The following is a 25,154-nucleotide window of genomic DNA, read 5'->3' on the forward strand; positions in this document are numbered from 1 at the left end:
TCACCCACGGCGCGCCGGATAGGGCGTACGGGTGACGCCCGTTGCTGCAAAAGCGGGAGCCCGGACTCTCCTGGCGGAGTGTCCGGGCTCCTGTGAGCTCAGCTCGTGCTACTGGGTGCGGTTCTCACCGCGGTAGTACTCGAAGACCCAGCCCCAGATGCCGATGAGGATCATCGGCGCCGAGAAGTACATCAGCCACCAGCCGATCGCGATCGACAGGAAGGCGAGGGCGCCTCCGATCGCGAGGGAGAGCGGCTGCCAGCTGTGCGGGCTGAAGAACCCGACCTCGCCGGCGTCGTCCGCGACGTCCGCTTCCTTGTTGTCCTGGGCGCCCGTGTCGACCCGCCGGGCCGTGAAGCCCAGGTAGAAGCCGATCATGATGGACAGACCGAAGGCCAGGAAGAGGGCCGTCGTGCCGGCCGGCTCCTTCGACCACACGCCATAGACGACCGCCATGGCGAGGATGAAGACGCTCAGCCAGATGAACATCTTGCCCTGGATCTTCACTTGCCGGCCTCCTTGCCACCAGCGAGGGCCTTCTCACCGTGAGGAGCGTTCTCGAGCTGGTCGAGGGCGGCGATCTCAGGGTGGTGCAGGTCGAACGCCGGGGATTCGGAGCGAATCCGCGGCAGGGTGAGGAAGTTGTGCCGCGGCGGCGGGCAGGACGTGGCCCACTCGAGCGAGCGGCCGTAGCCCCACGGGTCGTCGACCTCGATCTTCTTGCCGTACTTGGCGGTCTTCCACACGTTGTAGAAGAACGGCAGCAGCGACGCGCCGAGCACGAACGAGCTGATCGTCGAGATCGTGTTCAGGGCGGTGAAGCCGTCGGCCGCGAGGTAGTCCGCGTAACGCCGCGGCATGCCCTCCGCGCCCAGCCAGTGCTGGACCAGGAAGGTGCCGTGGAAGCCGATGAACAGCGTCCAGAACGTGATCTTGCCCAGGCGCTCGTCGAGCATCTTGCCGGTCATCTTCGGCCACCAGAAGTGGAAGCCGGAGAACATCGCGAAGACGACGGTGCCGAAGACGACGTAGTGGAAGTGCGCCACCACGAAGTACGAGTCGGAGACGTGGAAGTCCATCGGCGGCGAGGCGAGGATGACACCGGTCAGACCACCGAAGGTGAAGGTGATCAGGAAGCCGGTCGCCCAGAGCATCGGTGTCTCGAAGGACAACGAGCCCTTCCACATCGTTCCGATCCAGTTGAAGAACTTCACGCCTGTCGGTACGGCGATGAGGAACGTCATGAAGGAGAAGAACGGTAGGAGGACGCCTCCGGTGACGTACATGTGGTGCGCCCACACCGTCACGGACAGACCCGCGATGGCGATGGTCGCCGCGATCAGACCCATGTAGCCGAACATCGGCTTGCGGGAGAAGACCGGGATGACCTCACTGATGATGCCGAAGAACGGCAACGCGATGATGTACACCTCTGGATGGCCGAAGAACCAGAAGAGGTGTTGCCACAGCAAGGCTCCGCCGTTGGCCGAGTCGAAGACATGGGCACCGAACTTGCGGTCCGCCTCCAGCGCGAAGAGCGCCGCCGCGAGGACGGGGAAGGCGAGCAGGACCAGGACCGCGGTCAGCAGCACGTTCCACACGAAGATCGGCATGCGGAACATGGTCATGCCGGGGGCGCGCATGCAGATGATCGTGGTGATGAAGTTGACCGAGCCGAGGATGGTGCCGAAGCCGGAGAAGGCCAGACCCATGATCCACATGTCGGCGCCGATGCCCGGGCTGCGGACGGCGTCCGACAGCGGGCTGTAGGCGAACCAGCCGAAGTCGGCCGCACCCTGCGGGGTGAGGAACCCGCCGACCGCGATGAGCGAGCCGAAGAGGTACAGCCAGTACGCGAACATGTTCAGCCGGGGGAACGCCACGTCCGGCGCGCCGATCTGCAGCGGCATGATCCAGTTCGCGAAGCCCGCGAACAGCGGCGTCGCGAACATCAGCAGCATGATCGTGCCATGCATCGTGAACGCCTGGTTGAACTGCTCGTTCGACATGATCTGCAGGCCCGGACGGGCCAGCTCGGCGCGCATGAGCAGCGCCATCACGCCACCGATCACGAAGAACGCGAACGACGTGACGAGGTACAGCGTCCCGATCGTCTTGTGGTCGGTGGTGGTGAGCCACTTGACCACGACGTTGCCGGGTTGCCGGCGCCGAACCGGCAGCTCGTTCTCGTACGAGTCCTCAGCTGCGGCGGCACCCTGGGGTTCGTTGAGGATGCTCACAGGTTTGTCGTCTCCCGGTTCTTCTCGTGGCTCGTCTGCGCGATGCCGGCGGGAACGTAACCGGTCTGCCCCTTCTTCGCGAGGTCCTTGAGGTGCTGCTCGTAGCGCTCGGGGGAGACGACCTTCACGTTGAACAGCATCCGGGAGTGGTCGACGCCGCACAGCTCGGCGCACTTGCCCAGGAAGGTGCCCTCCTTGTTGGGGGTCACCTCGAAGGCGTTGGTGTGGCCCGGGATGACGTCCTGCTTCATCAGGAACGGCACCACCCAGAAGGAGTGGATGACGTCACGCGAGGTGAGGACGAAGCGGACCGTCTTGCCCTTGGGCAGCCACAGGGTGGGGCCCGGGTTGCCCGTCTGCGGGTTCCGCGTGCCCGGGGTGCCCGCGTCGTAGACGCCGCCGGCGTTCGCCGGGAAGTCTTCCTTGAAGCGGTCCGGGATCGCGGCCAGTTCCTTGGCCGTCTTCGCGTCGCCGCTGGAACCCTCGACGGGCTCGACGTAGTTGAAGGCCCAGCTCCACTGGAAGCCGACGACGTTGATCGTGACGTCGGGCTTGTCCTTGAGCTCGAGGAGCTTCGACTCGTCGCGGGCCGTGAAGTAGAAGAGGACCGAGACGATGATGAGCGGGACCACCGTGTACAGCGCCTCGATCGGCATGTTGTACCGGGTCTGCGGGGGAACCTCGACCTTGGTGCGGCTGCGCCGGTGGAACATGGCGCTCCACAGGATCAGACCCCACACGAGCACGCCGACGGCGAGCGCAGCCGCCCAGGACCCCTGCCACAGGGAGAGGATCCGCGGAGCCTCTTCCGTGGTCGGGGTGGGCATACCAAGGCGGGGGAAGTCTTCCCAGTTGTACGAGCAACCGGTGGCTGTCGCCAGGACCAGGCCCGCGGTCATTGCCTGCAGCAGCTTCCGCCGCATCGGGCGCCGCGGCGAGCGGTCGGAGCCGTTGGGACTCACGTAGCGCCTTCCCGAGAGTCTCGCCCGCGCGGTATGGCTGCGGCCTGGCCTTCTCGCGGGTCGGTCGCCGCCCTGCGACGGGCAGGGGTTTGGATGTTTATGCGGACCAAACCCTAGCCGACGCCCTCCGGGGGTTCGCGGGGAGGGGTGCCTATGGGGTGGGGTGGTTCGCTTGTTTGGCGGCTGCGGGTGATTTTGGGCTGGTCGCGCCCCGCGGCGGAGCCGCTGATGTCACTGTCGCGCGCCCCTTCAGGGCGTTGCGGTGACCGGACGTTTAGCGTTGCCATGTGGCTTACTTCGACGCTGCTTCCAGTGCTCCGCTTCATCCTGTGGCCCGGCAGGCGCTACAGGCCTCGCTCGATGAAGGGTGGGCTGATCCCGCACGTCTGTATCGGGAAGGCCGTAGGGCCCGGATGTTGCTGGACGCGGCTCGGGAGGCGGCTGCCGAGGCCGTGGGGTGCCGGGCGGACGAGTTGGTCTTCACCTCGTCCGGGACCCGAGCCGTGCATTCGGGTGTCGCGGGCGTGTTGGCCGGGCGGCGGCGGGTCGGGCGTCACCTGATTGTGTCCGCGGTCGAACACTCCTCTGTGCTCCATGCGGCTGACACGCACACGGCCGGGGGCGGGTCGGTCACGCAGGTAGCTGTGGACCGGGCAGGGGCGGTGAACGCCGGCGCGTACGCGGACGCCCTTCGGGCGGACACCGCGCTGGCGTGTCTCCAGTCGGCCAACCACGAGGTGGGGACCGAGCAGCCGGTGGCCGAGGTGGCCGGGGTGTGCCGGGAGGCCGGGGTGCCGTTGCTGGTGGACGCGGCGCAGTCGCTGGGGTGGGGGCGCGTCGAGGGTGACTGGTCGGTGCTGACCGGGAGTGCGCACAAATGGGGTGGGCCGTCGGGCGTCGGCCTGCTCGTCGTACGCAAGGGCGTGCGGTTCGCCGCGCAAGGGCCCGCGGACGAGCGGGAGTCGGGGCGGGCTGCCGGGTTCGAGAACATCCCGGCGATCGTGGCGGCGGCGGCCTCACTGCGGGCGGTGCGGGCGGAGGCGGCCCAAGAGGCGGTACGGCTGCGGGAGCTGACGGAGCGGATCCGGGCTCAGGTGCCGGGGCTGGTGCCGGACGTGGAGGTGGTCGGCGACCCGGTGCGCCGGCTCCCCGGGATCGTCACCTTCTCCTGTCTCTATGTCGACGGGGAGACATTGCTGCACGAGCTGGATCGCGCCGGGTTCTCCGTCTCCTCCGGTTCGTCCTGCACGAGCAGCACGCTGACGCCCAGCCATGTGCTGCGGGCGATGGGGGTGCTGAGTGAGGGGAATGTGCGGGTCTCGTTGCCGTTCGGGACGGCCGCGCAGGACGTGGAGCGGTTCCTGGAGGTGCTGCCGGGCGCGGTGGCCGGGGTCCGGGAGAAGCTGGGCGCGCCGACCGCCGAGACGGTCGTACGCGACGACGTCCTGGTCGTGGACTCCCTCGGCAAGCTGTGCCCGATCCCCGTCATCGAACTCGCCAAGGTCATCGGGGACGTGCCGGTGGGGGGGTTGGTACGGGTACTGGCCGATGACGAGGCGGCCCGGCTCGACATCCCGGCGTGGTGCGAGATGCGGGGGCAGGAGTACGTAGGGGAGGAACCGGCGGAACGAGGAACGGCGTATTTGATCCGCCGGGCGAGCTGAACGCCCGCCTCTAGGGGCGCGGGGCTGTGTCGATATGCGGCTACCGCCGCGTGTGCGCGACCAGCCCCCACGCACCCGCACACGACGACGCGCCCGCCGAGGCAGACGCGTAGTCGCTCGCGCTCGCACCCGGCCTCAGCCGAGGTGCTTACGGACCTCCTCAGCGGCAGCGTCCCCGTACGCCTTGGTGAACCGCTCCATGAAGTGGCCCCGCCGCAGCTGATACTCCTGCGTCCCCACCGTCTCGATGACGAGCGTCGCCAGCATGCACCCGACCTGCGCGGCCCGCTCCAGTGAGACACCCCAGGCCAGACCCGACAGGAACCCCGCACGGAAGGCGTCGCCGACACCCGTCGGGTCGGCCTTGCGCTCCTCCTCGGGGCAGCCGACCTCGATCGGGTCGTGGCCGGCCCGCTCGATGCGGACGCCGCGCGATCCGAGGGTCGTGACGCGGTGGCCGACCTTGGAGAGGATCTCCTCGTCCGTCCAGCCGGTCTTGGACTCGATGAGGCCCTTCTCGTACTCGTTGGAGAAGAGGTACGTCGCGCCGTCCAGCAGTATCCGGATCTCGTCGCCGTCCATGCGGGCGATCTGCTGGGAGAAGTCGGCGGCGAAGGGGATCTGGCGGGCGCGGCACTCCTCGGTGTGGCGGAGCATGCCCTCGGGGTCGTCGGCGCCGATCAGGACCAGGTCGAGGCCGCCGACGCGGTCCGCGACGGTCTTCAGCTCGATCAGGCGGGCCTCGCTCATCGCACCGGTGTAGAAGGAGCCGATCTGGTTGTGGTCGGCGTCGGTGGTGCAGACGAACCGGGCGGTGTGCAGGGTCTCGGAGATGCGGACCGAGCCGGTGTCGACGCCGTGCCGGTCCAGCCAGGCCCGGTACTCGTCGAAGTCGGAGCCCGCGGCGCCGACCAGGATCGGGTTCGTGCCCAGCTGACCCATGCCGAAGGCGATGTTCGCGCCGACGCCGCCCCGGCGTACGTCGAGGTTGTCGACCAGGAAGGAGAGCGAGACCGTGTGCAGTTGGTCCGCGACGAGCTGGTCGGCGAAGCGGCCGGGGAAGGTCATGAGGTGGTCGGTGGCGATGGAGCCGGTGACTGCGATGCGCACGGCGGGAGGTCTCCTGCGGGGAGGCGGAATTGACAGTCCACGCTACCGTGCGTGACCGGCACTCTGAAGTGGCCAGAACTACCCGATAGTAGATCTTTCTTCGCGGGCTCCGGCGTGTCTACGGTGCCGCTATGACGAAATTCGAGGTCCGCGCCCCCGCTCCGGCCGAACCGGAGGTCGACCTGGCGTCCCTGCTGGGTGACTGCGCGCGGATGGCTCCTCACTGGGCCGCTCCCGATCGTGTCCTTTCCCGTCCCGTCTCCCCTTCACGCATCCATGGGGTGACCGTGCCGCCGAGGTCCGCGCGGCTGGTGGACGCGATGTCGGACTACGGCGACTGAGCCGACTGCGCCGTTCGGGGAACCGCGCGCTCCCCCGCTGCGTCCCATCGGCGTCCCCCGTAAAGGGGATGCGGGATACGACCCCACAGGCCGACTCTTTTGACAGGGTCGGGTCAGGGGCATGGGACATGTGCGCAGCCGAAGGAGCGATGCGGTGAACACCGAGCGACCCGAGAACGACGACACGGGCGCCGACGGCTCCGCCGAGGAGCAGGTCGCCGGGCAGGAGAAGGGCGCGGACGCGGACGCCGCTGGTGCCGAGGCTTCGGGCGGCGGTTCGCAGGACGTCACGTCCGTTTCCGGCTCCGAGGACGATGCCAGGGACGATGTCGAGGTCGGGACCCGGGACGAGCATGTCGCCGAGGTCGGTGGCGCCGAGGGGGCGGATCCGGCCGACGGCGCTCCTGATGTCGCCGCCGTCGCCGCCGGCGAAGACGCCGATGTCTCCGATGCGCCCCGGCGCCGCTCCCCCGCGATCATCGCCTCCGTCGCCGCCGCCGTACTGCTCGTCGGGGGCGGCGGGGCCTATCTCGCCGCGAGTACGTCCGGTGGGCCGGACGGTGGTACGGCGTCCGGGGCGGCCGACGGCGGCTCTCCGCCGCCGCTGCGTCTCGACGGCTACAGCGAGCGCGGTCCGGGCGGTACGGGTGGCATCGCGCCCGGGGAGCCCAACCCGTACGGCGTCACCTACAAGGTCGACGCAGAGCTGTCGGACGGGCCCGGGTCGGCGCCCGTGTACCGGGCGGGCGGCGAGGTCGGCGCGGCCGAGGTGGCCCGGCTGGCCGAGGCGCTCGGGGTGGACGGGAAGCCGGTCGCGCAGGGGGAGACCTGGCGGGTCGGCGCCACGGACGGGGCGGGGCCCAGTCTCCAGGTGAACAAGCAGGCGCCGGGGACCTGGACGTTCTCCCGGTACTCCCCCGGCACCGACAACTGCGAGAGCACCACCGTCTGCCGCCAGGACCCCACCGGGCCGACCGACGACCCGGTGAGCGAGGCCGCCGCGAAGAAGGCCGCCGCGCCGGTGCTCAAGGCGGTGGGCCAGGACGACGCGAAACTCGACGCGAGCCAGCTCATGGGCGCCCAGCGGGTGGTGAACGCCGATCCCGTGGTGGGCGGGCTGCCCACGTACGGCTGGACGACCGGGGTGACGGTGAGCGCCCAGGGTGAGGTGGTCGGCGGCAGCGGCCAGTTGAAGGCGCCGGTGAAGGGGGACACATACCCGGTGCTGGACGCCGAGAGGACGCTCGGGCTGCTGAACGCGGCGCCGGGGACCGGCCACCGCATGGGGATCGGCGGCTGCGCCAGTCCCGTACCGCTGAAGGACCGGCTCGAGGCGCCCTGTGGCGCGGAGGCGTCGACGGGGGCGCCGGCGAAGGACACCCTGACGGTCGAGAAGGCGGTGTTCGGGCTGGCCGCGCACCAGGTGGAGGCGCGGCAGGCGCTGGTGCCGTCCTGGCTGTTCGAGGTGCGGTCGCCGGGTGCGCGGGACAGCTTCACGGTGACGTATCCGGCGATCGACCCGGAGTACCTGGTCTCGTCGGCGCCGTCCGAGGAGCCGTCCGCACCGGCCTCCCCGCGGCCGAGCGGGCCGAAGGACGAGCCGAGTTCGTCGCCGATCATCCGGAACGTGGCGGCGGACGGCTACACGGCCGACGGTAAGGAGCTGACCGTGGCCTTCACGGGCGGGGTGTGCGCCGAGTACAAGGTGACGGCGAGCGAGACCGGTGACGAGGTGACGATCCGGGTGACCGAGACGTCGCAGTCGGGCCAGGTGTGCATCCAGATCGCCAAGTTGTTCCACCGGAGCGTTCAGCTGGACGAGCCGCTCGGGGACCGGAAGGTCGTGGGCACGGACGGCCAGGCGGTCCCGCTGGAGAAGCCCGGGGCGCGGCTCCCGGCGACACCGCAGACGTCCGGGGCCCGGTAAGGGTCCGCGGACACAGGAAGGCGGCGGCCCCGTCGGAGGGGGTCGCCGCCTTTCCGCGTGTCGGCGGGCCCTTACCGGGCTCGGCCGGGCCGGCTCAGTTGAAGGAGTCGCCGCAGGCGCAGGAGCCGGTCGCGTTCGGGTTGTCGATCGTGAAGCCCTGCTTCTCGATCGTGTCCACGAAGTCGATGGACGCGCCGCCCAGGTAGGGGGCGCTCATGCGGTCGGTGACGACCTTGACCCCGCCGAAGTCCTTGACGACGTCGCCGTCGAGCGAGCGCTCGTCGAAGAAGAGCTGGTAGCGCAGGCCGGAGCAGCCACCGGGCTGAACGGCGACACGCAGCGCGAGGTCGTCGCGGCCTTCCTGGTCGAGCAGGGCCTTGACCTTGGCCGCGGCGGCGTCACTCAGGATGATGCCGTCGGTGGCGGTGCTGGTCTCGTCCGATACGGACATCTACATCTCTCCCGGGTTGTACGGAGACTGCTTGCCGACGAGTGCAACCGGCGGGGCCGCGGATTCATTCCAGGGCCGGGCGCTTGTCTTTCCGTCTTTCTTCATGCTCGCACACGGCGTGCGAAGCGGAAAACGCCTCTTTGGGGAATAGGCCGACCCCTCACCGGGATTCACGTCACATCGACATGATGGCCATCGTCAAACTGACGTGAACCAGTTATGATAGATAGCGTCAAATCGACGAGAAGGTCGATGAAGGTGTCCCGCTTGACCCGCCGGGTCCGGATTCTCCGGTGCCGGCGAGCCGCAGAACAGAAAGGGTGCGTGTCGTGACCACCGCCCAGACCCAGGAGCTCGACGTACAGCCGACGCCCCTCGCCCTGCTGCTCCTCGGCCGTGAGGCCGACCCGAGGAGCGAGCGCGGCGTCGAGTGTCCCGGCGACCTTCCCTCGCCGTCCGACCCGGACCTGGTCGAGCGCGCCCGCGCGGCCAAGGAGAAGCTCGGGAACAAGGTCTTCGTGCTCGGCCACCACTACCAGCGCGACGAGGTCATCCAGTTCGCGGATGTGACCGGTGACTCGTTCAAGCTGGCCCGGGACGCGGCCGCCCGCCCGGAGGCCGAGTACATCGTGTTCTGCGGCGTGCACTTCATGGCCGAGTCCGCGGACATCCTGACGTCCGACGACCAGAAGGTCGTCCTGCCCGACCTCGCCGCCGGCTGCTCGATGGCCGACATGGCGACGGCGGAGCAGGTCGCCGAGTGCTGGGACGTGCTGACCGAGGCCGGCATAGCCGAGCAGGTCGTGCCGGTGTCGTACATGAACTCGTCCGCGGACATCAAGGCGTTCACGGGCAAGCACGGCGGCACGATCTGCACCTCGTCCAACGCGAAACGGGCCCTGGACTGGGCGTTCGAGCAGGGCGAGAAGGTGCTCTTCCTGCCCGACCAGCACCTCGGCCGCAACACCGCCGTCCGGGACATGGGCATGTCCCTGGAGGACTGCGTCGTCTACAACCCGCACAAGCCGAACGGCGGGCTGACGGCGGACGAGCTGCGCGCCGCGAAGATGATCCTGTGGCGCGGGCACTGCTCGGTGCACGGCCGCTTCAGCCTGGACTCGGTGAACGACGTCCGCGAACGGATCCCGGGCGTGAACGTCCTGGTGCACCCCGAGTGCAAGCACGAGGTCGTGGCGGCGGCGGACTACGTCGGTTCGACCGAGTACATCATCAAGGCCCTGGAGGCCGCCCCGGCCGGCTCCAAGTGGGCCATCGGGACCGAGCTGAACCTCGTACGGCGCCTGGCGAACCGTTTCGCGCCCGAGGGCAAGGAGATCGTCTTCCTCGACAAGACGGTCTGCTTCTGCTCGACCATGAACCGCATCGACCTCCCCCACCTGGTCTGGACCCTGGAGTCGCTGGCCGAGGGCAACCTGGTCAACCGGATCGAGGTCGACAAGGAGACGGAGGCGTTCGCGAAGCTGGCGCTGGAACGGATGCTGGCGCTGCCGTAGCCAGGCCGGAAGCGGACGACCGAGCGCCGTACGCAAGAGGGCGGGGCCCGACCGTGATGGTCGGGCCCCGCCCTTGTCCGTTCCGCTCAGGCGCGGCAGCGCAGCATCTCCAGCGGGGGCTCGGCGAGGAAGTCGGCCCAGAAGTCCGCGCCGAACTCGCGCACGCCGGCCTCGGACACCTCCAGGGGCACCCAGGTCAGGTCGCTGAATCCGGCGGCCCGCAGAGACGCTTCGTAGAGTTCGCGGCTCGGCACGGCGCCGATGATCGAGATCGGCGGGTCGAGCAGCGCCGTGACCCGGAAGCGCGGCCCGGTCTCGATCTTCTCGCCGGTCGGCTCGCAGAGAAAGCCGTACTTGGCCAGGGCCTGCCCGCCGCCGGGGTAGTCGGGCGACTGGGCGAGCACGAAGAACTCGCCGCCGGGCACCAGGCCGCGGTGCACGTTGCGGCACATCGACTCCAGCTCGGCGATGCTCTGCGCGTAGTTGAGCAGCTGGACCCCGAGGGCGATGTCGAAACGCCGCTCAAGCGCGCGCAGTTCGGCCACATCGCCCACCTCGTAGCGCACCCCCAGCGGGTCGGCCTCCTCCAACCGCTGTGCGGCGGCGACCATTTCGCCCGAGATGTCGATGCCGAGCACATCCGTGGCGCCGCGCCGCTTGAACTCCCTGCTGTAGAACCCGGTGCCGCAGGCCAGGTCGAGAACCGACCTGCCGCGCACGTCCCCGACCAGGCCCAGAAAGCTGGGCACCTCTCCGTACCGCGTCAACGGCAGGGACTTGAAGCCCTCGAACGCCTCACCGATCTCGTCGTACTGCTGCACGCTCATCGTGGGTTCCTCCCCTGTGCTTCGTCGTCACGTCCAAGGGCCGCGACCGTCCCGTCCCGGGACAAGCCGCGGCCTGTGGCGGGAAGTCTTCCGGCGGGCCGGGACAAGGTCGTACTGGCAGAAGACACAAAGATCCGGAGGCCGGTCCGTCGGACTGTTCGCCGGGCTCGATGTGCGGTGGGCCGAAAAAACTTCCGGCGCGATGTCGAGAACCCGGTATCGGCTCCGTCCCCGTGGTGAACGCGACCAGAATGGGTCGCACAGCATCGAGGAGAGAGACCATGGCGAAGTACCTGTTGCTCAAGCACTACCGTGGCGCCCCGGCTGCCGTGAACGACGTGCCGATGGACCAGTGGACGCCGGAGGAGATCTCGGCGCACGTGCAGTACATGAACGACTTCGCGGCCCGGCTGGAGAAGACGGGTGAGTTCGTCGACGGTCAGGCGCTCGCGCCCGAGGGGGCGTGGGTCCGGTACGACGGTGAGGGGCGGCCACCGGTCACCGACGGGCCGTTCGCCGAGACCAAGGACCTCATCGCCGGCTGGATGGTGATCGACGTCGACAGCTACGAGCGGGCCGTCGAGCTCGCCGGGGAGCTGTCGGGTGCCCCGGGCGCGGGCGGGAAGCCGATCCACGAGTGGCTGGAGGTGCGTCCGTTCCTGACCGCGCCGCCCACCGTTCCGGAGTGCCTCGTCCATGGATGAGGCACTGCTGCGCAGCCTCACCCCGAGCGTGCTCACGATCCTCGTCCGCCGCGGAGCCGACTTCGCGGCGGCCGAGGACGCCGTGCAGGACGCGCTGGTCGAGGCCGTGCGGGTGTGGCCGGCCGATCCGCCGCGTGATGCGAAGGGCTGGCTGGTCACCGTGGCCTGACGCAAGTTCCTCGACCAGGCCCGGGCGGACAGCGCCCGCCGCCGGCGCGAGGACCTGGTCGACGAGGAGCCGACGCCCGGGCCCGCGCCCGACGTGGACGACACGCTCCAGCTCTACTTCCTGTGCGCCCACCCTTCGCTGACCCCGTCGTCCGCGGTCGCGCTGACGCTGCGTGCCGTCGGCGGACTCACCACCCGGCAGATCGCCCAGGCCTACCTCGTGCCCGAGGCGACCATGGCGCAACGCATCAGCCGGGCCAAGCGCACCGTCTCCGGCGTACGGTTCGACCAGCCCGGCGACGTCGCCACCGTGCTGCGCGTGCTCTACCTGGTCTTCAACGAGGGCTACTCCGGCGATGTCGACCTCGCCGCCGAGGCCATCCGGCTCACCCGGCAACTCGCGGCCGCGATCGACCACCCCGAGGTGGCGGGGCTGCTCGCCCTCATGCTGCTGCACCACGCCCGACGCGCCTCCCGGACCGCGCCCGACGGCAGCCTGGTGCCGCTCGCCGAGCAGGACCGCGGCCGGTGGGACACCGCGTCGATCGCCGAGGGCGTCCGGATCCTCCAGGCGGCCCTCGCCCGGGACCGGCTCGGCGAGTTCCAGGCCCAGGCCGCCATCGCGGCCCTGCACGCCGACGCGCTCAGTGCCGAGGAGACCGACTGGGTGCAGATCGTCGAGTGGTACGACGAGCTCGCGCGCCTCACCGACAGCCCGGTCGTCCGCCTCAACCGGGCGGTGGCCGTGGGCGAGGCCGACGGGCCGCGCGCCGGGCTGGCCGCGCTCGCGGCGCTGGACGACTCGCTGCCCCGGCACACCGCGGCGGCGGCGTACCTCCACGAACGCGACGGCGACCTGGCGACGGCGGCACGGCTGTACGCCGAGGCGGCCCGGAAGGCACCCGGCCTCGCCGAACGCGACTACCTGACACGCCAGGCCGCCCGGCTCAACACCCGTCGCCGTCGCTGACAGCCGGCGCGCACTCCCGTGGCGTCACCCCGGGCCGGGACGCGGCCCGCGGCCGCCCGGCCGCGAGCCCTGGCCGGACGGCCAGCTGTGGGCGACGCAGTGCGCGGCGGCGCAATGCGGGGCGGCGCGACGGTCCTGGGCTGGTCCGGGAAAACGGCCGGCCCGTCCCGGGGTTTCTCCCGGGACGGGCCGGCCGCTTCTGCTCAGGTCGTGCGGATTGTCACGCCGGACATCAGACCCCGGCCGGTTCCGGCTCGTCAGACGCCGAACCCGAACCCGGCCCCGAGGCCGAACCCGACGTCGGCTCGTCCGGGACGCCCGCCTTCTTCGCCCTCTTCGCCGCCCGCTTCTTCGCCCGGCGCTCCTTGCGGAGCTCCACCATCGCGTACAGCGTCGGGACGAGGAGCAGGGTCAGCAGGGTCGAGGTGATCAGACCGCCGATGACGACCACGGCCAGCGGCTGGGCGATGAAGCCGCCCTCGCCGGTGACACCCAGGGCCATGGGCAGCAGCGCGAAGATCGTCGCCAGCGCGGTCATCAGGATGGGCCGCAGCCGGTGCCGGCCACCCTCGATCACCGCCTCCACGACGCCGTAGCCCTGCCGCCTGTACTGGTTGATCAGGTCGATCAGCACGATCGCGTTGGTCACCACGATGCCGATCAGCATCAGCATGCCGATCATCGCGGGGACGCCCATCGGAGTGCCGGTCGCCACCAGGAGGCCGATCGCGCCGGTCGCAGCGAACGGGATCGACACGAGCAGGATCAGCGGCTGGATCAGCGAACGGAAGGTCGCCACCAGCAGCATGAACACGATCGCGATGGCCGCCAGCATCGCCAGGCCCAGGTTGGCGAACGCCTCGTCCTGGTCCTCGGAGACACCGCCGATCGACGCCGTCGCGCCCGCCGGGAGCGTCAGCTCTTTGATCTTTGCCTGGAGGTCCGCGCTGACCGCGCCGGTGTTGTCACCGGTCGGCTTCGCCGTGATGGTGGCGGCGCGCTGGCCGTCGATGCGGGTCATCGAGACCGGCCCGTCCACCAGCTTCACCTCGGCGATGTCACCCAGCTTCACCCTGCCCAGGGACAGGTCCTGAAGCTGCTTCAGCGTCGTCGCCGGCTTGGCGGACCTGATGACGACGTCCCGCTCGGTGTCGTCGAGGGTCGCGCGGGCCGCGGTGTTGCCGCGGACCGCCTGGCCGACGGCCATCCCGAGGGTCTGGTCGTTGAAGCCGGCCGCGGCCGCCTTGTCGTTGGCCTTCACCGAGATACGCGGCACGCTCTGCGCCAGGTCGCTGGTCACGTCCGTGACGTCGTCCAGGCCGGCCACCGCCTCGCGGACCTGCTCGGCCGCCTTGCGCAGCACGTCCCCGTCGGCCGCCTTCACGACGACGCTCAGGTCCTGGGCGCCGAAGCCGTCACCGGCCGCGATGGTGGTCGTACCGACGCCGTCGAGCTTCTTCAGGCCCGCCTCGACACGGTCCTGCACGTCCTCGTACGACGCCGAGTCCTCCAGCATCACCTGGTACGACGCCTGGTTGGTGTCGGTGCCGCCGCCGAAGGCGGCCATGAAGCCGGACGAGCCGATCGTGACCTGGTAGTCCTTCACGCCCTCGGTGCCGGCGAGCAGCTTCTCGACCTTCGTCGCCTGCTCGTCGGTGGCCGAGAGGCTGGTGCCCGGCTTCAACTCCTGCTTGACGGTGAGGACTTCCTGCTCGCCCTGGTCGAAGAAGTTCGTCTTCAGCAGCGGCGCCATGCCGAACGTACCGATGAGGACGACGGCCGCGAGCAGCACGCTGGTGAGGCGGCGCCGGGTCGCGAACCGCAGGACGGGGACATAGAGACGCTGGAGCCTGCTCCTCGCCTCCTTCTCCTCGGCCTTGCGGCGCGCCTCGTCGGCGTCCTCCGGGGTGCCCTTCGGGGCGCGCAGGAACCAGTACGACAGGACCGGGACGACCGTCAGCGACACCAGCAGCGACGCCAGCAGGGCCGCCGTCACCGTCAGGCTGAAGGAGCCGAACAGCTCGCCCACCATGCCGCCGGTCAGGCCGATCGGCAGGAAGACGGCGACCGTGGTGAGGGTGGAGGAGGTGACCGCCCCGGCGACCTCGCGGACCGCCTTGAGGATGGCCTCCTCGCGCTCCTCGCCGTAGCCGAGGTGCCGCTTGATGTTCTCCAGGACCACGATCGAGTCGTCGACGACCCGGCCGATGGCGATGGTCAGCGCGCCGAGCGTCAGCATGTTCAGCGAGAGGTCCCTGGTCCACAGCACGATCAGGGCCAGGACCACCGACAGCGGGATGGACACCGCGGTCACCAGCGTCGAGCGGATCGACGCCAGGAAGACCAGGATGATGAGGACCGCGAAGAGCAGACCGAGGGCGCCCTCCGTGGTCAGTCCGTCGATGGACTTCTTGACCGCCGGGCCCTGGTCGCTGACGACCGTGACCGTGGCGCCCGCACCGAGGTCCTTACGCATCTCCGGGAGCTTGTCCTGCACCGCTTCCGAGATCGCGACCGCGCTGCCGTCGCGGTCCATCGTGACGGCGATGGCGAGGGACGGCTTGCCGTTCGTGCGCGTGATGGAGTCGGCCGCGGCCTGCTCCTGCTGGACGGCGGCGACGTCACCGAGGCGGACCGGCTTCTTCGCGGAGGCGCCCGCGGCACCTTCGCCGGTGACCATCAGGTCCTTGATCTGCCCCAGCGAGGTGAAGCCACCGCCCACCTGGACCGTGCGGTTGCTGCCGTCCTCGTCGAAGGAGCCGGCCGGGACGGTCGCGCCGCCGGCCTGGAGGGCCTGGGAGAGGGCCGCCGAGGTCAGGCCCGCCTTCGCCAGCTTCGCGTCGTCCGGGGTGACGGTGACCTGGAGGTCGCGTACGCCGTCGACGGTGACCTGGCCGACGCCGTCGATGTCCTTCAGGTCCGGCACCAGCGTCCGGTCGAGCTGGTCGGCCAGGGCCTGCTGGTCCTGGCCGGAGGTGACGGAGAGGACGACGGTCGGGATGTCGTCCGTGGATCCGGCGATGACCTGCGGGTCGACGTCGTCCGGGAGCTGTACGCGGGCCCGGTTGACGGCCTGCTGGACGTCGGCGACCAGCTGCTGGGTGTCGGGGCCGTAGTCGAAGGACGCCATGATCAGGGCGTTGCCCTCGCTCGCCGTCGAGGTGACGCCGGTGATGCCGTCGACGGCTTCGAGGCTGTCCTCGATCGGCTCGACGACCTGCTTCTCGACCACGTCCGGCGCGGCGCCCTGGTACGGCGCGAGCACGGACACCATGGGCAGTTCGATGGAGGGCAGCAGCTGCTGTTTGAGCTGAGGTATCGCGATCGCTCCGAAGGCGATGGCGATGATCGACATCAGGCCTATCAGGGCACGTTGGGCGAGGCTGAATCTCGACAGCCAGGACATGGGTCAGGGTCTCTCTTCTGTGAGCGGCAGAAGTGGGCAGCGGACGTGGCAGGGGCGTCTGTGCGCACAAGTGAGCGCCCGCCCTTACACCCTGAGCCATCGGGGAGCCCGGTTTCGTAGGCCCCAGGTCCATTTCCTTATACGGCGCCTACTCCGGGCGCAGTACGCCGCTTCGAGGTCACTCCACCCTTGGACGTACCAGCCCGGACTCGTACGCGATCACCACGAGCTGGGCCCGGTCGCGAGCGCCCAGCTTGGACATGGCCCGGTTGACGTGCGTCTTCACGGTCAGCGGACTGACCTGGAGGCGCTCGGCGATCTCGTCGTTGGAGTGCCCGCCGGCGACCTGGACGAGGACCTCGCGCTCGCGGACGGTGAGGGCGTCGAGCCGCTCGGCGCGGGCCGGGTCGCGGTCGTCGTCCGTGCCGTCGCCCTGGGCGAGGAAACGGGCGATCAGGCCCTTGGTGGCGGCCGGGGACAGCAGGGCCTCGCCGCCGGCCGCGACCCGGATGGCGCTGAGCAGTTCGTCGGGTTCGGAGCCCTTGCCGAGGAAGCCGGAGGCGCCGGCGCGCAGCGACTGCACGACGTAGTCGTCGACCTCGAAGGTGGTCAGGATGACGACACGGACCTGGGCGAGGGACGGGTCGGCGCTGATCATGCGGGTGGCGGCGAGGCCGTCGGTACCGGGCATCCGGATGTCCATCAGGACGACGTCCGCCCGCTTCTCCTTGGCCAGCCGCACCGCCTCCGCGCCGTCGGCGGCCTCGGCGACGACCTCCATGTCGGGCTCGGAGTCGACCAGCACCCGGAACGCGCTGCGCAGCAGAGCCTGGTCGTCGGCGAGCAGGACGCGGATGGTCATGCGGGGGTCCTCGTCTGTCGGGGGGAGGTCAGGGGCGTCCCGCGTCTTCGGTTGTCATTCGGCGTCGTCCGCGGCGCGGGTGCGGCTCTTGACCGGCAGGATCGCATGGACGCGGAAGCCGCCTCCGTAGCGGGGGCCGGTGGTGAGGGTGCCGCGCAGGGCGGTGACGCGCTCGCGCATGCCGAGCAGTCCGTGGCCGCCGTCCTCGGCGCCCTCGTCGTCGCCGGCTCCGTCGTCGAGGACGGTGATCTCGACGTTCGGGCCGACGCGGACGACGCTGACCTCGGCCTTCGCCTCCGGGCCCGCGTGTTTCTGCACGTTGGTGAGGGCTTCCTGGATGACCCGGTAGGCGGCCAGGTCGACGGCGGCGGGGAGCGTGGTGCCCTCGTCGGCGCGGGCGATCTCCACCCGGAGGCCCGCGCTGCGGAACGTGCCGACGAGTTCGTCGAGGCGGTCCAGGCCGGGGGCGGGTTCGGTGGGGGCCTCGGGGTCGCCGGACTGCCGGAGCAGGCCGACCGTCGCGCGGAGTTCGTTGAGCGCCGAGCGGCTGGCCTCGCGTACGTGGGCCAGGGCCTCCTTGGCCTGGTCGGGGCGCTTGTCCATGACGTGGGAGGCGACGCCGGCCTGGACGTTGACGAGGGCGATGTGGTGGGCGACGACGTCGTGCAGGTCCCGGGCGATCCGCAGACGCTCCTCGGCGACGCGGCGGCGGGCCTCCTCCTCACGGGTGCGTTCGGCGCGTTCGGCGCGTTCGCGGATGGCTGCGACGAAGGCGCGCCGGCTGCGGACCGCGTCGCCCGCGGTGGCGCCGATGCCGGTCCAGGCGAAGATGGCGAGGTTCTCCTGGGCGTACCAGGGCAGGGGGCCGGCGAGCATCGCGGAGCCGGTCAGCACGGTCATGGTGAGCAGGCCGACGCGCCAAGTGGTGGGGCGGTCGGTGGTCGAGGCGACGGTGTACAGGGCGATGACCGCGGACATGGCGACGGGGGCGCGGGGGTCGCCGGTGACGGACTCGACCACGGAGGCGGTGCCGGTGAGGGCGAGGACCGTCATGGGGGCGCGGCGGCGGAAGACAAGGGCCGCGGCACCGAGGGTGATGAGCACGAGGCTGAGCGCGTCGGGGGTGCGCAGGGCCCAGGTGACCTCGTTCTTCCCGTGCGGGTCCACGAAGGAGCCGGCGACCATGCAGGCCAGCACGGCGACCGCGAGCGCCGCGTCCAGCGCCATGGGGTGCGCCTTGAGGTGTCGCCGCAGGCGGGTCCCTGCGGGGCTTGGAACGGGGGCCAACTGGAGGTTCCTTGTGGTGTGTGCCCGGCGTTGCGGTGCGCGTCGACTGGGGGCTGCCGCCCCCGGACCCCCGTTCCGGTCAACCCGGGATCAGGCCGTCGTCGCTCAGCAGCTCCCGGACCTCCTCCAGCGTCGCGTCCGGCGACGGCAGGATCAGTTCCGAGGGTTCCAGGGAGTCGTCGGGAAGGGGGTCGCCCAGTTCTCGGACCTTGGAGAGGAGGGCGGTGAGGGTGCGGCGGAAGCCGGGGCCGTCGCCGTTCTCCATCTCCGTCAGGAGCTCGTCGTCGAGCTTGTTCAGCTCGGGCAGGTGACTGTCGGACAGCTTCACCTGCCCCTCGCCCATGATCCGGACGATCATGTCGCCCATCTCGCCTCCTCGGCGTGGGCCCCGCCCGTCGGCTACTGCTTGTCGAAGCGCGGGGTGTCCTTCGGTTGCTGCTGGGACTGCGACTGGCCGTTGCCGCCCTCGATCGCCTGCTGCGAGGACGAGCCGCCCGCCAGCTCCGCCTTCATGCGCTGCAGTTCCAGCTCTACATCCGTACCACCGGAGAGCCGGTCCAGCTCGGCCTGGATGTCGTCCTTGTGCATGCCGGACTGGTCGTCGAGGGCGCCCGAGGCGAGGAGTTCGTCGATGGCACCGGCCCGGGCCTGGAGCTGGGCCGTCTTGTCCTCGGCGCGCTGGATCGCCAGGCCGACGTCGCCCATCTCCTCCGAGATGCCGGAGAAGGCCTCGCCGATGCGGGTCTGGGCCTGGGCCGCGGTGTACGTGGCCTTGATCGTCTCCTTCTTGGTGCGGAAGGCGTCGACCTTGGCCTGGAGGCGCTGGGCCGCCAGGGTGAGCTTCTCCTCCTCGCCCTGGAGGGTCGCGTGCTGGGTCTCCAGATCCGTCACCTGCTGCTGGAGGGCGGCGCGGCGCGAGAGCGCCTCGCGGGCCAGGTCCTCGCGGCCCAGCGCGAGCGCCTTGCGGCCCTGGTCCTCCAGCTTCGACGACTGCTGCTGGAGTTGGTTGAGCTGGAGTTCCAGGCGCTTGCGCGAGGTGGCCACGTCGGCGACGCCGCGGCGGACCTTCTGGAGCAGCTCCAGCTGCTTCTGGTACGAGTAATCGAGGGTCTCGCGCGGGTCCTCGGCCCGGTCAAGGGCCTTGTTCGCCTTCGCGCGGAAGATCATCCCCATACGCTTCATGACACCGCTCATGGGCTTCGCGCGCCCCCTTCTGACGTCCAGCTCCAGCTCTGCGACAGAACCCACAGTACGGGCCCTGCATCCATTGACGCACTGTTCGGGGACGGATGCGCTCATCCCCAAGGACGACTGCTGACGCTCCTGCTCCGGCGTAAGGAGTAGGTGACCCCCGGGTGGCTGCCGGGTGACTCCGCGGCCTGAGGACGAACCGTCTGCAACGTCCCCTCTGTCCCCCTACGACGACTGGTGTTGCCGGATCGTTCCCCACGGGGCTGGGGTCCAACCCCTGGCACCCCGTACCCTTGGGTTTTGTGTTCCGTAGCCGTGCCAAGGAAGAGAAGGCCCAGGACGCCGACAAGGCGCTGGTGACCGACTCCACTCAGACCCGCCACCCCGAGGCCCCGAAGGGCCGCCCCACGCCCAAGCGCAGTGAGGCCCAGACCCAGCGCCGCAGCGTGGCCAACACGCCGACGACGCGCAAGGAGGCCGCCAAGCGGCAGCGCGACGAGCGCCGGGCCGCGCTGGAGAAGCAGCGCCAGGCGCTGGCCGGGGGCGACGAGCGGTATCTGCCGGCCCGCGACAAGGGCCCGGTCCGCAAGTTCGCGCGTGACTTCATCGACTCGCGCTTCAACGTCGCGGAGTTCTTCCTCCCGATGGCCGTGGTCATCCTCGCGCTGAGCATCGTGCGCGTGGCCGCGCTGCAGAACATCGCGCTGCTGTTGTGGCTGGTCGTGATCGTGCTGATCGTCCTGGACTCGGTGGTCACCGGCTTCCGGCTGAAGAAGCGGCTCGCCGAGCGCTTCCCGGACACCAACCGGCGCGGCGCTGTCGCCTACGCGCTGATGCGCTCCCTCCAGATGCGCCGGCTCCGGCTGCCGAAGCCTCAGGTCAAGCGCGGAGAGCGGCCCTGAGCGCTACTGCTTTTTCGGGGGGTGCCGCCGACGCGTGGCTCAGCAAACTGGGCGGGCTGCGTGATGTCGTACGGCAGGAGCTGGTGGGGCGGCAGCTCGACGAGCAGATAGCCGGGCGGTTCCCGGTCGGGCAGCGGCTGCGGGTGCTCGACGTGGGGATGGGCCAGGGCACGCAGGCCCTGCGGCTGGCCCGGGCCGGGCATCAGGTGACCGGCGTCGAGCAGGACCCGAAGATGATCGCGACGGCCCGCGAGGAGCTCGCCGGTGAGCCGGAGGGGATCCGGGAGCGGGTGCGTATCGTCCAGGGCGACGGACGCGACACCGGCGTCCACTTTCTGCCGGGCAGCTTCGACGTCGTGCTGTGCCACGGCGTGCTGATGTACATCCAGGAGCCCGACCCGCTGCTGGCCGGACTGGCGCGGATGCTCGCCCCGGGCGGACTGCTGTCGCTGCTCGTGCGTAACGGCGACGCCCTGGCGATGCGGCCGGGACTGTCCAGGGACTGGGCGGGGACGCTGGCCGCCTTCGACACGACCGCGTACCGGAACCGGCTGGGGCTCGACGTGCGGGCCGACCGGCTGGCGGACCTGACGGCGACGCTCGCGGGGATCGCGGCGCCGCTGCACGCCTGGTACGGGGTGCGGGTGTTCACCGACACGGCGGCCGACGGGACGGAGATCCCGGCGGACGTGGAGACGCTGCTGGCGGTCGAGGAGCGGGCCGGGAAGACGGATCCCTATCGCGGTGTGGCGGCCCTGCTGCACCTGTGCGGGGTGCGCGGCTGAGCCCGTTCGCCCCCGTTCGATCCCGTTCGGGTGAGCAGGACGGGCCGCGTCCCGGCCCCGCGGTGAGACTCGGGGCATGGATGCTCGCCGTTCCCGTGCCCGGCGTCCGGCCGTCGCGGTCGCCGTCCTCGTCTGCTGTCTCGGCCTGCTCTCCGCGTGTTCCGCCTCCTCGGCGACCCGCGAGAGGGAGGACTCGACGCGGCAGGCGGCCGTACCGAAGGCGGTCGGCGCGGTCGACGACCTCCAGGACGGCTATCTGCAGGTGATCGAGGACGTCCTGCCGTCGGTCGTGCAGATCCAGGCCAGGAACGACCTGGGGTCGGGTGTGGTCTACGACGGCCAGGGGCACATCGTCACCAACGCGCACGTCGTCGGGGACGAGCGGACGTTCCGGGTGACGACCGCCAACAGCGAGGACGAGCTCACCGCGCGGCTCGTCTCCTCGTACCCGGAGCAGGACCTGGCCGTCATCAAGCTGGACAAGGCGCCGGGCGGGCTGAAGGCGGCGGAGTTCGGGGACTCGTCGAAGGTGGCGGTCGGGCAGATCGTGCTGGCCATGGGCTCGCCGCTCGGGCTGTCGTCCAGCGTGACCCAGGGCATCGTCTCGGCGACCGGACGGACCGTCACCGAGGGCAGCGGCAACGGGGGGACGGGCGCGACGATCGCCAACATGGTGCAGACGTCGGCCGCCATCAACCCCGGCAACAGCGGTGGTGCCCTGGTGAACCTCGACAGCCAGGTCATCGGCATCCCGACCCTGGCCGCCGTCGACCCGGGCCTCGGGGAGGGCGCGGCGCCCGGCATCGGGTTCGCGATCCCGGCGTCCACGGTGAAGTCGATCGCCGACCAGATCATCGAGGACGGCAGGGTCACCGACTCGGGCCGGGCGGCGCTCGGCATCACCGGCCGTACCGTCGTGAACGACGACTACCAGGCGGCGGGCGTGGCCGTCGTCGAGGTACTGGCGGGCGGGGCGGCCGACCGGGCCGGTCTGCAGCGCGGGGACATCATCACCCGGCTGGGTGACGAGGACATCACCACCATCACGTCCCTGGCCGAGGCACTGGCCGGCGAGAAGCCGGGTGAGCGGACGGCGGTGACGTACACCCGCAACGGCAGTGAGAAGAAGGTGGATGTGACGCTGGGTGAGCAGTGACGGGAGAGGGAGGGGCAGTGGGCGAGGGAGCGGGGCGAGGGCGTACGGCCGCCCTCGCCCCTCGGCTCATGCCTCGGCGTGCAGGCTCATCGGGCCGTAGATCTCGCTGGCGTCCTCGAACAGGCGCACCTGGTCCGCGCCGCCCTCCTGAAGTGCCTTCCAGTGCTCCCCGATCCATGACTCGGCGTCCCCCTGGGTGGTGAACTCCTCGGGCTGCACCGCGGGCTGGACCTCCGCCCCGTCGGCCTTCTCGAACCGCCACGTCCATGCCGCCATGTACGCCTCCAAGGTGTCAGCACGTTGAGTGCACCAGCGTATGCGGTTCGTGTGCGTCTGCTCCTTAGGGGGCCTCCATCACGCGGGACGAGCGGCGAGCGGCGAAAATCAGTGCGTGGAACTGACTCTCCTCGGCACCGGTGCCCCCGCGGGACTCCCCCGCCCCGACTGTCCGTGCGCGGCGTGCGCGAGCGCCCTCGGCGGTGATGCGCGGGCCGCGACCGCGCTGCTCGTGGACGGGGCGCTGTTGCTGGATCTGACGCCCGGTGCGGCGTTCGCGGCCGCCCGCGCCGGACGTTCGCTGGGGAACGTACGGCAGGTGCTGTTGTCGCATCCGCACGACGGGCCCGCCGTCGAGGTGCCGGCCGGGGTTCCGCAGCCCGGGCGGGTACCGGACGGGCGGGAGTTGGCGCTGCTGACGGGGCATCGGGTGCGGGCGGTGGCGATGGATTCGCCGGGCACGGGGTACGCGGTGACCGGTCCGGACGGGCAGCGGCTGCTGTATCTGCCGCCGGGTGGTGCGCCGGCCGGGCTGGAGAGCGGAGCCGTCGGCATGTACGACATGGTGGTCGCCGATGTCGTGGGGCGGCCGGACGCGCTGGCCAAGCTGCGGGCGGTGGGGGCGCTCGGGCCGACCACGGATGTCGTCGCCGTACATCTGGACCACGACGCTCCGCCGGGGGCCGAGCTGCGGCGACGGCTGGCCGCGGCGGGGGCGCGGGCGGTGCCGGACGGGACGACGCTGGTGGTGGGGGCGTACGAGGACGTGCCGGACGTGCCGCGCCGGACACTGGTGCTGGGCGGCGCCCGGTCGGGGAAGTCGGTGGAGGCGGAGCGTCGGCTGGAGGCGTTTCCGGACGTGCTGTACGTGGCGACCGGAGGCACGCGGGGCGGGGACACGGAGTGGGCGGCGCGGGTCGCGGTGCACCGGGAGCGGCGGCCTGGGTCGTGGCGTACGGCCGAGACGTGCGATCTGGTGCCGTTGCTCTCCGAGGGTGGGGCGCCGTTGTTGATCGACTGTCTGTCCCTTTGGCTGACGGATGCGATGGACTCCGTCGGGGCGTGGGACGACGCGGTGTGGGCGGAGGGTGGGGAGAAGGCTCTGCGGGAGCGGGTGCGGGAGCTTACGGAGGCGGTGCGGGGGACTCGGCGGACTGTTGTCGCCGTGTCGAATGAGGTGGGGTCGGGGATTGTGCCGGCCACCGCGTCGGGGCGGCGGTACCGGGATGAGTTGGGGCGGCTGAATGCCGCGTTCGCCTCGGAGTGCGAGCAGGTGGTGCTGGTGGTGGCGGGGCAGGCGCTCGTACTTCGTGGCTGAGTGCGCCTATGAGAGTGCCGCGCTTTGTCGTCGTGCGTCAGCGGCTGCGTCGTGGTTGATCGCGCTCAGGTCGGCTCCTTGCGGGCGATGACTCTGTAGGCGTTCGAGAAGCGGGTGGCACGTAGGAACGGGGCCAGGACGTGGTCCAAGGCCCAGGCCACGGCTACCAGGGGTGCGCATGCTCGGGACAGGAGTGAGGGCAAGAGTCGCGTCAGGGCCAGGGACGTCGTGGCCGCGATGTCGTACGGGATGTGTGCGGCTCGGTGGTCCGTCGAGACGATCGTGCAGCCCTGGAGTTCGAGTTCCTCGCAGAGGGTGTGCAGGGGCATCAGGTGGAGGTGGCCCGGCCGGCTGTGCGGGATCCACAGTCGGCCGAGGAGTACGGCGAACACGCTGCGGGGGTTGGGGAGTTCGAGGAGGAGGTGGCCCCCCGGCCGCAGGACCGTGAGGGCGGCGCGGAGTTCCGCGCGGGGGTCGGGGGCGTGTTCCAGGTGGCGGAACATGCTGACGACGTCGTAGCGGGCGCGTAGGCGGGCCGTGATGCGGGGATCGGTGAGGTGGCCGACATGGGCTTCCTCCACCCGCTCGGCGACGCGGGCGTCCAGGACGCGGTGGGTGAGGTCCAGGCCGTCGAACGCCGTGTACGGGAAGAGTTCCTTGGCCGCCTCCGGGAAGCGGGCGAAGCCCGTGCCGACGTCCAGCCAGCTCTCCGGCTCGGGGAAGGGGAGCGCGGCGCGGGCCGCGGCTCTCAGCCGGCGGTAGGGCAGCCGGGTGAGGCGTAGGTGCCGGGGGACGAAGCGCTGGTCCCGGCAGGCGGCGAGGGTGAACGCGCAGTCGGCGCGGTGTCGTTCGGAGGGTGCGGTCGCGGTCATGAGCGGCTCCCGGGCGCGGGGGCGTACGACGGGGGCGTACGCCCGGGGGGTACGGCGGGCGGTGCGAGCATGCCCGGACCATGCCCCGACAATCCACTGCAAAACGGAACGTATGGGATGCCAATCCCGGGTGCAACGACGTCACGCGGATGCGGTGGTGACGTGGCGAGGCCCGTGGGGGCCATGTGGCGCCGTTCTGTTCGACCGGTGCCGGTACTGTT

Annotated in this window: 22 protein-coding genes and 1 pseudogene; 10 read left to right on the forward strand and 13 right to left on the reverse strand. The window is 70.6% G+C overall.

What is annotated here, in order from left to right:
• Positions 1-108: 108 nt before the first annotated feature.
• The 3 genes from ACZ4UU_RS02430 to ctaC are packed head-to-tail and all read right to left on the reverse strand — an operon-like array spanning position 109 to position 3,202.
• Positions 109-507, reverse strand: coding sequence for a cytochrome c oxidase subunit 4 (locus ACZ4UU_RS02430; protein WP_468036044.1), 399 nt, complete (start codon positions 505-507; stop codon positions 109-111).
• A complete protein-coding gene (gene ctaD / locus ACZ4UU_RS02435) occupies positions 504-2,240 on the reverse strand; it encodes an aa3-type cytochrome oxidase subunit I (protein WP_468036045.1) in 1,737 nt (578 codons plus the stop codon). The genes ACZ4UU_RS02430 and ctaD overlap by 4 nt, the downstream gene beginning before the upstream one ends.
• The gene (gene ctaC / locus ACZ4UU_RS02440) at positions 2,237-3,202 is read right to left on the reverse strand and encodes an aa3-type cytochrome oxidase subunit II (RefSeq protein WP_468036046.1); all 966 of its coding nucleotides are present in this window, start codon (positions 3,200-3,202) and stop codon (positions 2,237-2,239) included. Before ctaC ends, ctaD begins: the two co-directional genes overlap by 4 nt.
• Positions 3,203-3,489: 287 nt before the next feature.
• Here ctaC and ACZ4UU_RS02445 point away from each other — a divergent pair, with 287 nt between their 5' ends.
• Positions 3,490-4,866 (forward strand): aminotransferase class V-fold PLP-dependent enzyme, encoded by a 1,377-nt coding sequence (locus tag ACZ4UU_RS02445; protein WP_468036047.1) that lies wholly within the window; start codon positions 3,490-3,492, stop codon positions 4,864-4,866.
• 135 nt (positions 4,867-5,001) lie between these two features.
• On the opposite strand, the gene ACZ4UU_RS02450 is transcribed toward ACZ4UU_RS02445, so the two are convergent.
• Complete coding sequence (locus ACZ4UU_RS02450) at positions 5,002-5,976, reverse strand: carbohydrate kinase family protein (protein WP_468036048.1); 975 nt, start codon at positions 5,974-5,976, stop codon at positions 5,002-5,004.
• A gap of 131 nt (positions 5,977-6,107) precedes the next feature.
• Here ACZ4UU_RS02450 and ACZ4UU_RS02455 point away from each other — a divergent pair, with 131 nt between their 5' ends.
• A complete protein-coding gene (locus ACZ4UU_RS02455; protein WP_468036049.1) occupies positions 6,108-6,317 on the forward strand; it encodes a hypothetical protein in 210 nt (69 codons plus the stop codon).
• Between the two features lie 154 nt (positions 6,318-6,471).
• Positions 6,472-8,244, forward strand: a complete 1,773-nt coding sequence (locus ACZ4UU_RS02460; RefSeq protein ID WP_468036050.1) for a hypothetical protein — start codon at positions 6,472-6,474, stop codon at positions 8,242-8,244.
• Positions 8,245-8,338: 94 nt separating this feature from the next.
• On the opposite strand, the gene ACZ4UU_RS02465 is transcribed toward ACZ4UU_RS02460, so the two are convergent.
• Positions 8,339-8,695, reverse strand: coding sequence for an iron-sulfur cluster assembly accessory protein (locus ACZ4UU_RS02465; RefSeq protein WP_031487357.1), 357 nt, complete (start codon positions 8,693-8,695; stop codon positions 8,339-8,341).
• Between the two features lie 329 nt (positions 8,696-9,024).
• Here ACZ4UU_RS02465 and nadA point away from each other — a divergent pair, with 329 nt between their 5' ends.
• The gene (gene nadA / locus ACZ4UU_RS02470) at positions 9,025-10,209 is read left to right on the forward strand and encodes a quinolinate synthase NadA (protein WP_217209465.1); all 1,185 of its coding nucleotides are present in this window, start codon (positions 9,025-9,027) and stop codon (positions 10,207-10,209) included.
• Between the two features lie 86 nt (positions 10,210-10,295).
• On the opposite strand, the gene ACZ4UU_RS02475 is transcribed toward nadA, so the two are convergent.
• Positions 10,296-11,036, reverse strand: coding sequence for a class I SAM-dependent methyltransferase (locus ACZ4UU_RS02475; RefSeq protein ID WP_468036051.1), 741 nt, complete (start codon positions 11,034-11,036; stop codon positions 10,296-10,298).
• A 281-nt stretch (positions 11,037-11,317) separates the two neighbouring features.
• Between ACZ4UU_RS02475 and ACZ4UU_RS02480 the strand changes: the two genes are divergently transcribed.
• Complete coding sequence (locus tag ACZ4UU_RS02480; protein WP_468036052.1) at positions 11,318-11,740, forward strand: YciI family protein; 423 nt, start codon at positions 11,318-11,320, stop codon at positions 11,738-11,740.
• Positions 11,733-12,878 (forward strand): annotated as a pseudogene (locus ACZ4UU_RS02485) (RNA polymerase sigma factor). The gene ACZ4UU_RS02480 and the pseudogene ACZ4UU_RS02485 overlap by 8 nt, the downstream one beginning before the upstream one ends.
• A 232-nt stretch (positions 12,879-13,110) precedes the next feature.
• Here ACZ4UU_RS02485 and ACZ4UU_RS02490 read toward each other — a convergent pair.
• The 5 genes from ACZ4UU_RS02490 to ACZ4UU_RS02510 all read right to left on the reverse strand — a co-directional run bounded on the left by ACZ4UU_RS02490 (position 13,111) and on the right by ACZ4UU_RS02510 (position 19,627).
• Positions 13,111-16,284 (reverse strand): efflux RND transporter permease subunit, encoded by a 3,174-nt coding sequence (locus ACZ4UU_RS02490; protein ID WP_468036053.1) that lies wholly within the window; start codon positions 16,282-16,284, stop codon positions 13,111-13,113.
• Positions 16,285-16,462: 178 nt separating this feature from the next.
• Complete coding sequence (locus tag ACZ4UU_RS02495) at positions 16,463-17,146, reverse strand: response regulator (protein WP_468036054.1); 684 nt, start codon at positions 17,144-17,146, stop codon at positions 16,463-16,465.
• A 54-nt stretch (positions 17,147-17,200) separates the two neighbouring features.
• Positions 17,201-18,433 carry a sensor histidine kinase gene (locus ACZ4UU_RS02500; protein WP_468036055.1) on the reverse strand — a complete coding sequence of 411 codons (1,233 nt, stop codon included), beginning with the start codon at positions 18,431-18,433 and terminating at the stop codon, positions 17,201-17,203.
• 79 nt (positions 18,434-18,512) lie between these two features.
• Positions 18,513-18,791: a PspA-associated protein PspAA gene (pspAA, locus tag ACZ4UU_RS02505; protein WP_062719341.1), complete on the reverse strand. Its 279-nt coding sequence runs from the start codon at positions 18,789-18,791 to the stop codon at positions 18,513-18,515.
• Positions 18,792-18,832: 41 nt separating this feature from the next.
• Positions 18,833-19,627 (reverse strand): PspA/IM30 family protein, encoded by a 795-nt coding sequence (locus ACZ4UU_RS02510; RefSeq protein ID WP_468036056.1) that lies wholly within the window; start codon positions 19,625-19,627, stop codon positions 18,833-18,835.
• 260 nt (positions 19,628-19,887) lie between these two features.
• Between ACZ4UU_RS02510 and ACZ4UU_RS02515 the strand changes: the two genes are divergently transcribed.
• The 3 genes from ACZ4UU_RS02515 (at position 19,888) to ACZ4UU_RS02525 (ending at position 22,467) form a co-directional block, all read left to right on the forward strand.
• Positions 19,888-20,526 carry a DUF3043 domain-containing protein gene (locus tag ACZ4UU_RS02515; RefSeq protein WP_468036401.1) on the forward strand — a complete coding sequence of 213 codons (639 nt, stop codon included), beginning with the start codon at positions 19,888-19,890 and terminating at the stop codon, positions 20,524-20,526.
• A gap of 83 nt (positions 20,527-20,609) precedes the next feature.
• Positions 20,610-21,311, forward strand: coding sequence for a class I SAM-dependent methyltransferase (locus tag ACZ4UU_RS02520; RefSeq protein WP_468036057.1), 702 nt, complete (start codon positions 20,610-20,612; stop codon positions 21,309-21,311).
• 76 nt (positions 21,312-21,387) lie between these two features.
• Positions 21,388-22,467, forward strand: a complete 1,080-nt coding sequence (locus ACZ4UU_RS02525) for a S1C family serine protease (RefSeq protein ID WP_468036058.1) — start codon at positions 21,388-21,390, stop codon at positions 22,465-22,467.
• 66 nt (positions 22,468-22,533) lie between these two features.
• On the opposite strand, the gene ACZ4UU_RS02530 is transcribed toward ACZ4UU_RS02525, so the two are convergent.
• Entirely contained in the window at positions 22,534-22,743 is a 210-nt protein-coding gene (locus ACZ4UU_RS02530) for a hypothetical protein (protein WP_217209484.1), read from the reverse strand.
• 115 nt (positions 22,744-22,858) lie between these two features.
• Here ACZ4UU_RS02530 and ACZ4UU_RS02535 point away from each other — a divergent pair, with 115 nt between their 5' ends.
• Positions 22,859-24,061 (forward strand): bifunctional adenosylcobinamide kinase/adenosylcobinamide-phosphate guanylyltransferase, encoded by a 1,203-nt coding sequence (locus ACZ4UU_RS02535; RefSeq protein WP_468036059.1) that lies wholly within the window; start codon positions 22,859-22,861, stop codon positions 24,059-24,061.
• Positions 24,062-24,126: 65 nt separating this feature from the next.
• On the opposite strand, the gene ACZ4UU_RS02540 is transcribed toward ACZ4UU_RS02535, so the two are convergent.
• A complete protein-coding gene (locus ACZ4UU_RS02540; protein ID WP_468036060.1) occupies positions 24,127-24,933 on the reverse strand; it encodes a class I SAM-dependent methyltransferase in 807 nt (268 codons plus the stop codon).
• Positions 24,934-25,154 lie beyond the last annotated feature (221 nt).

The sequence above is a fragment of the Streptomyces sp. NPDC028907 genome, assembly GCF_055564995.1.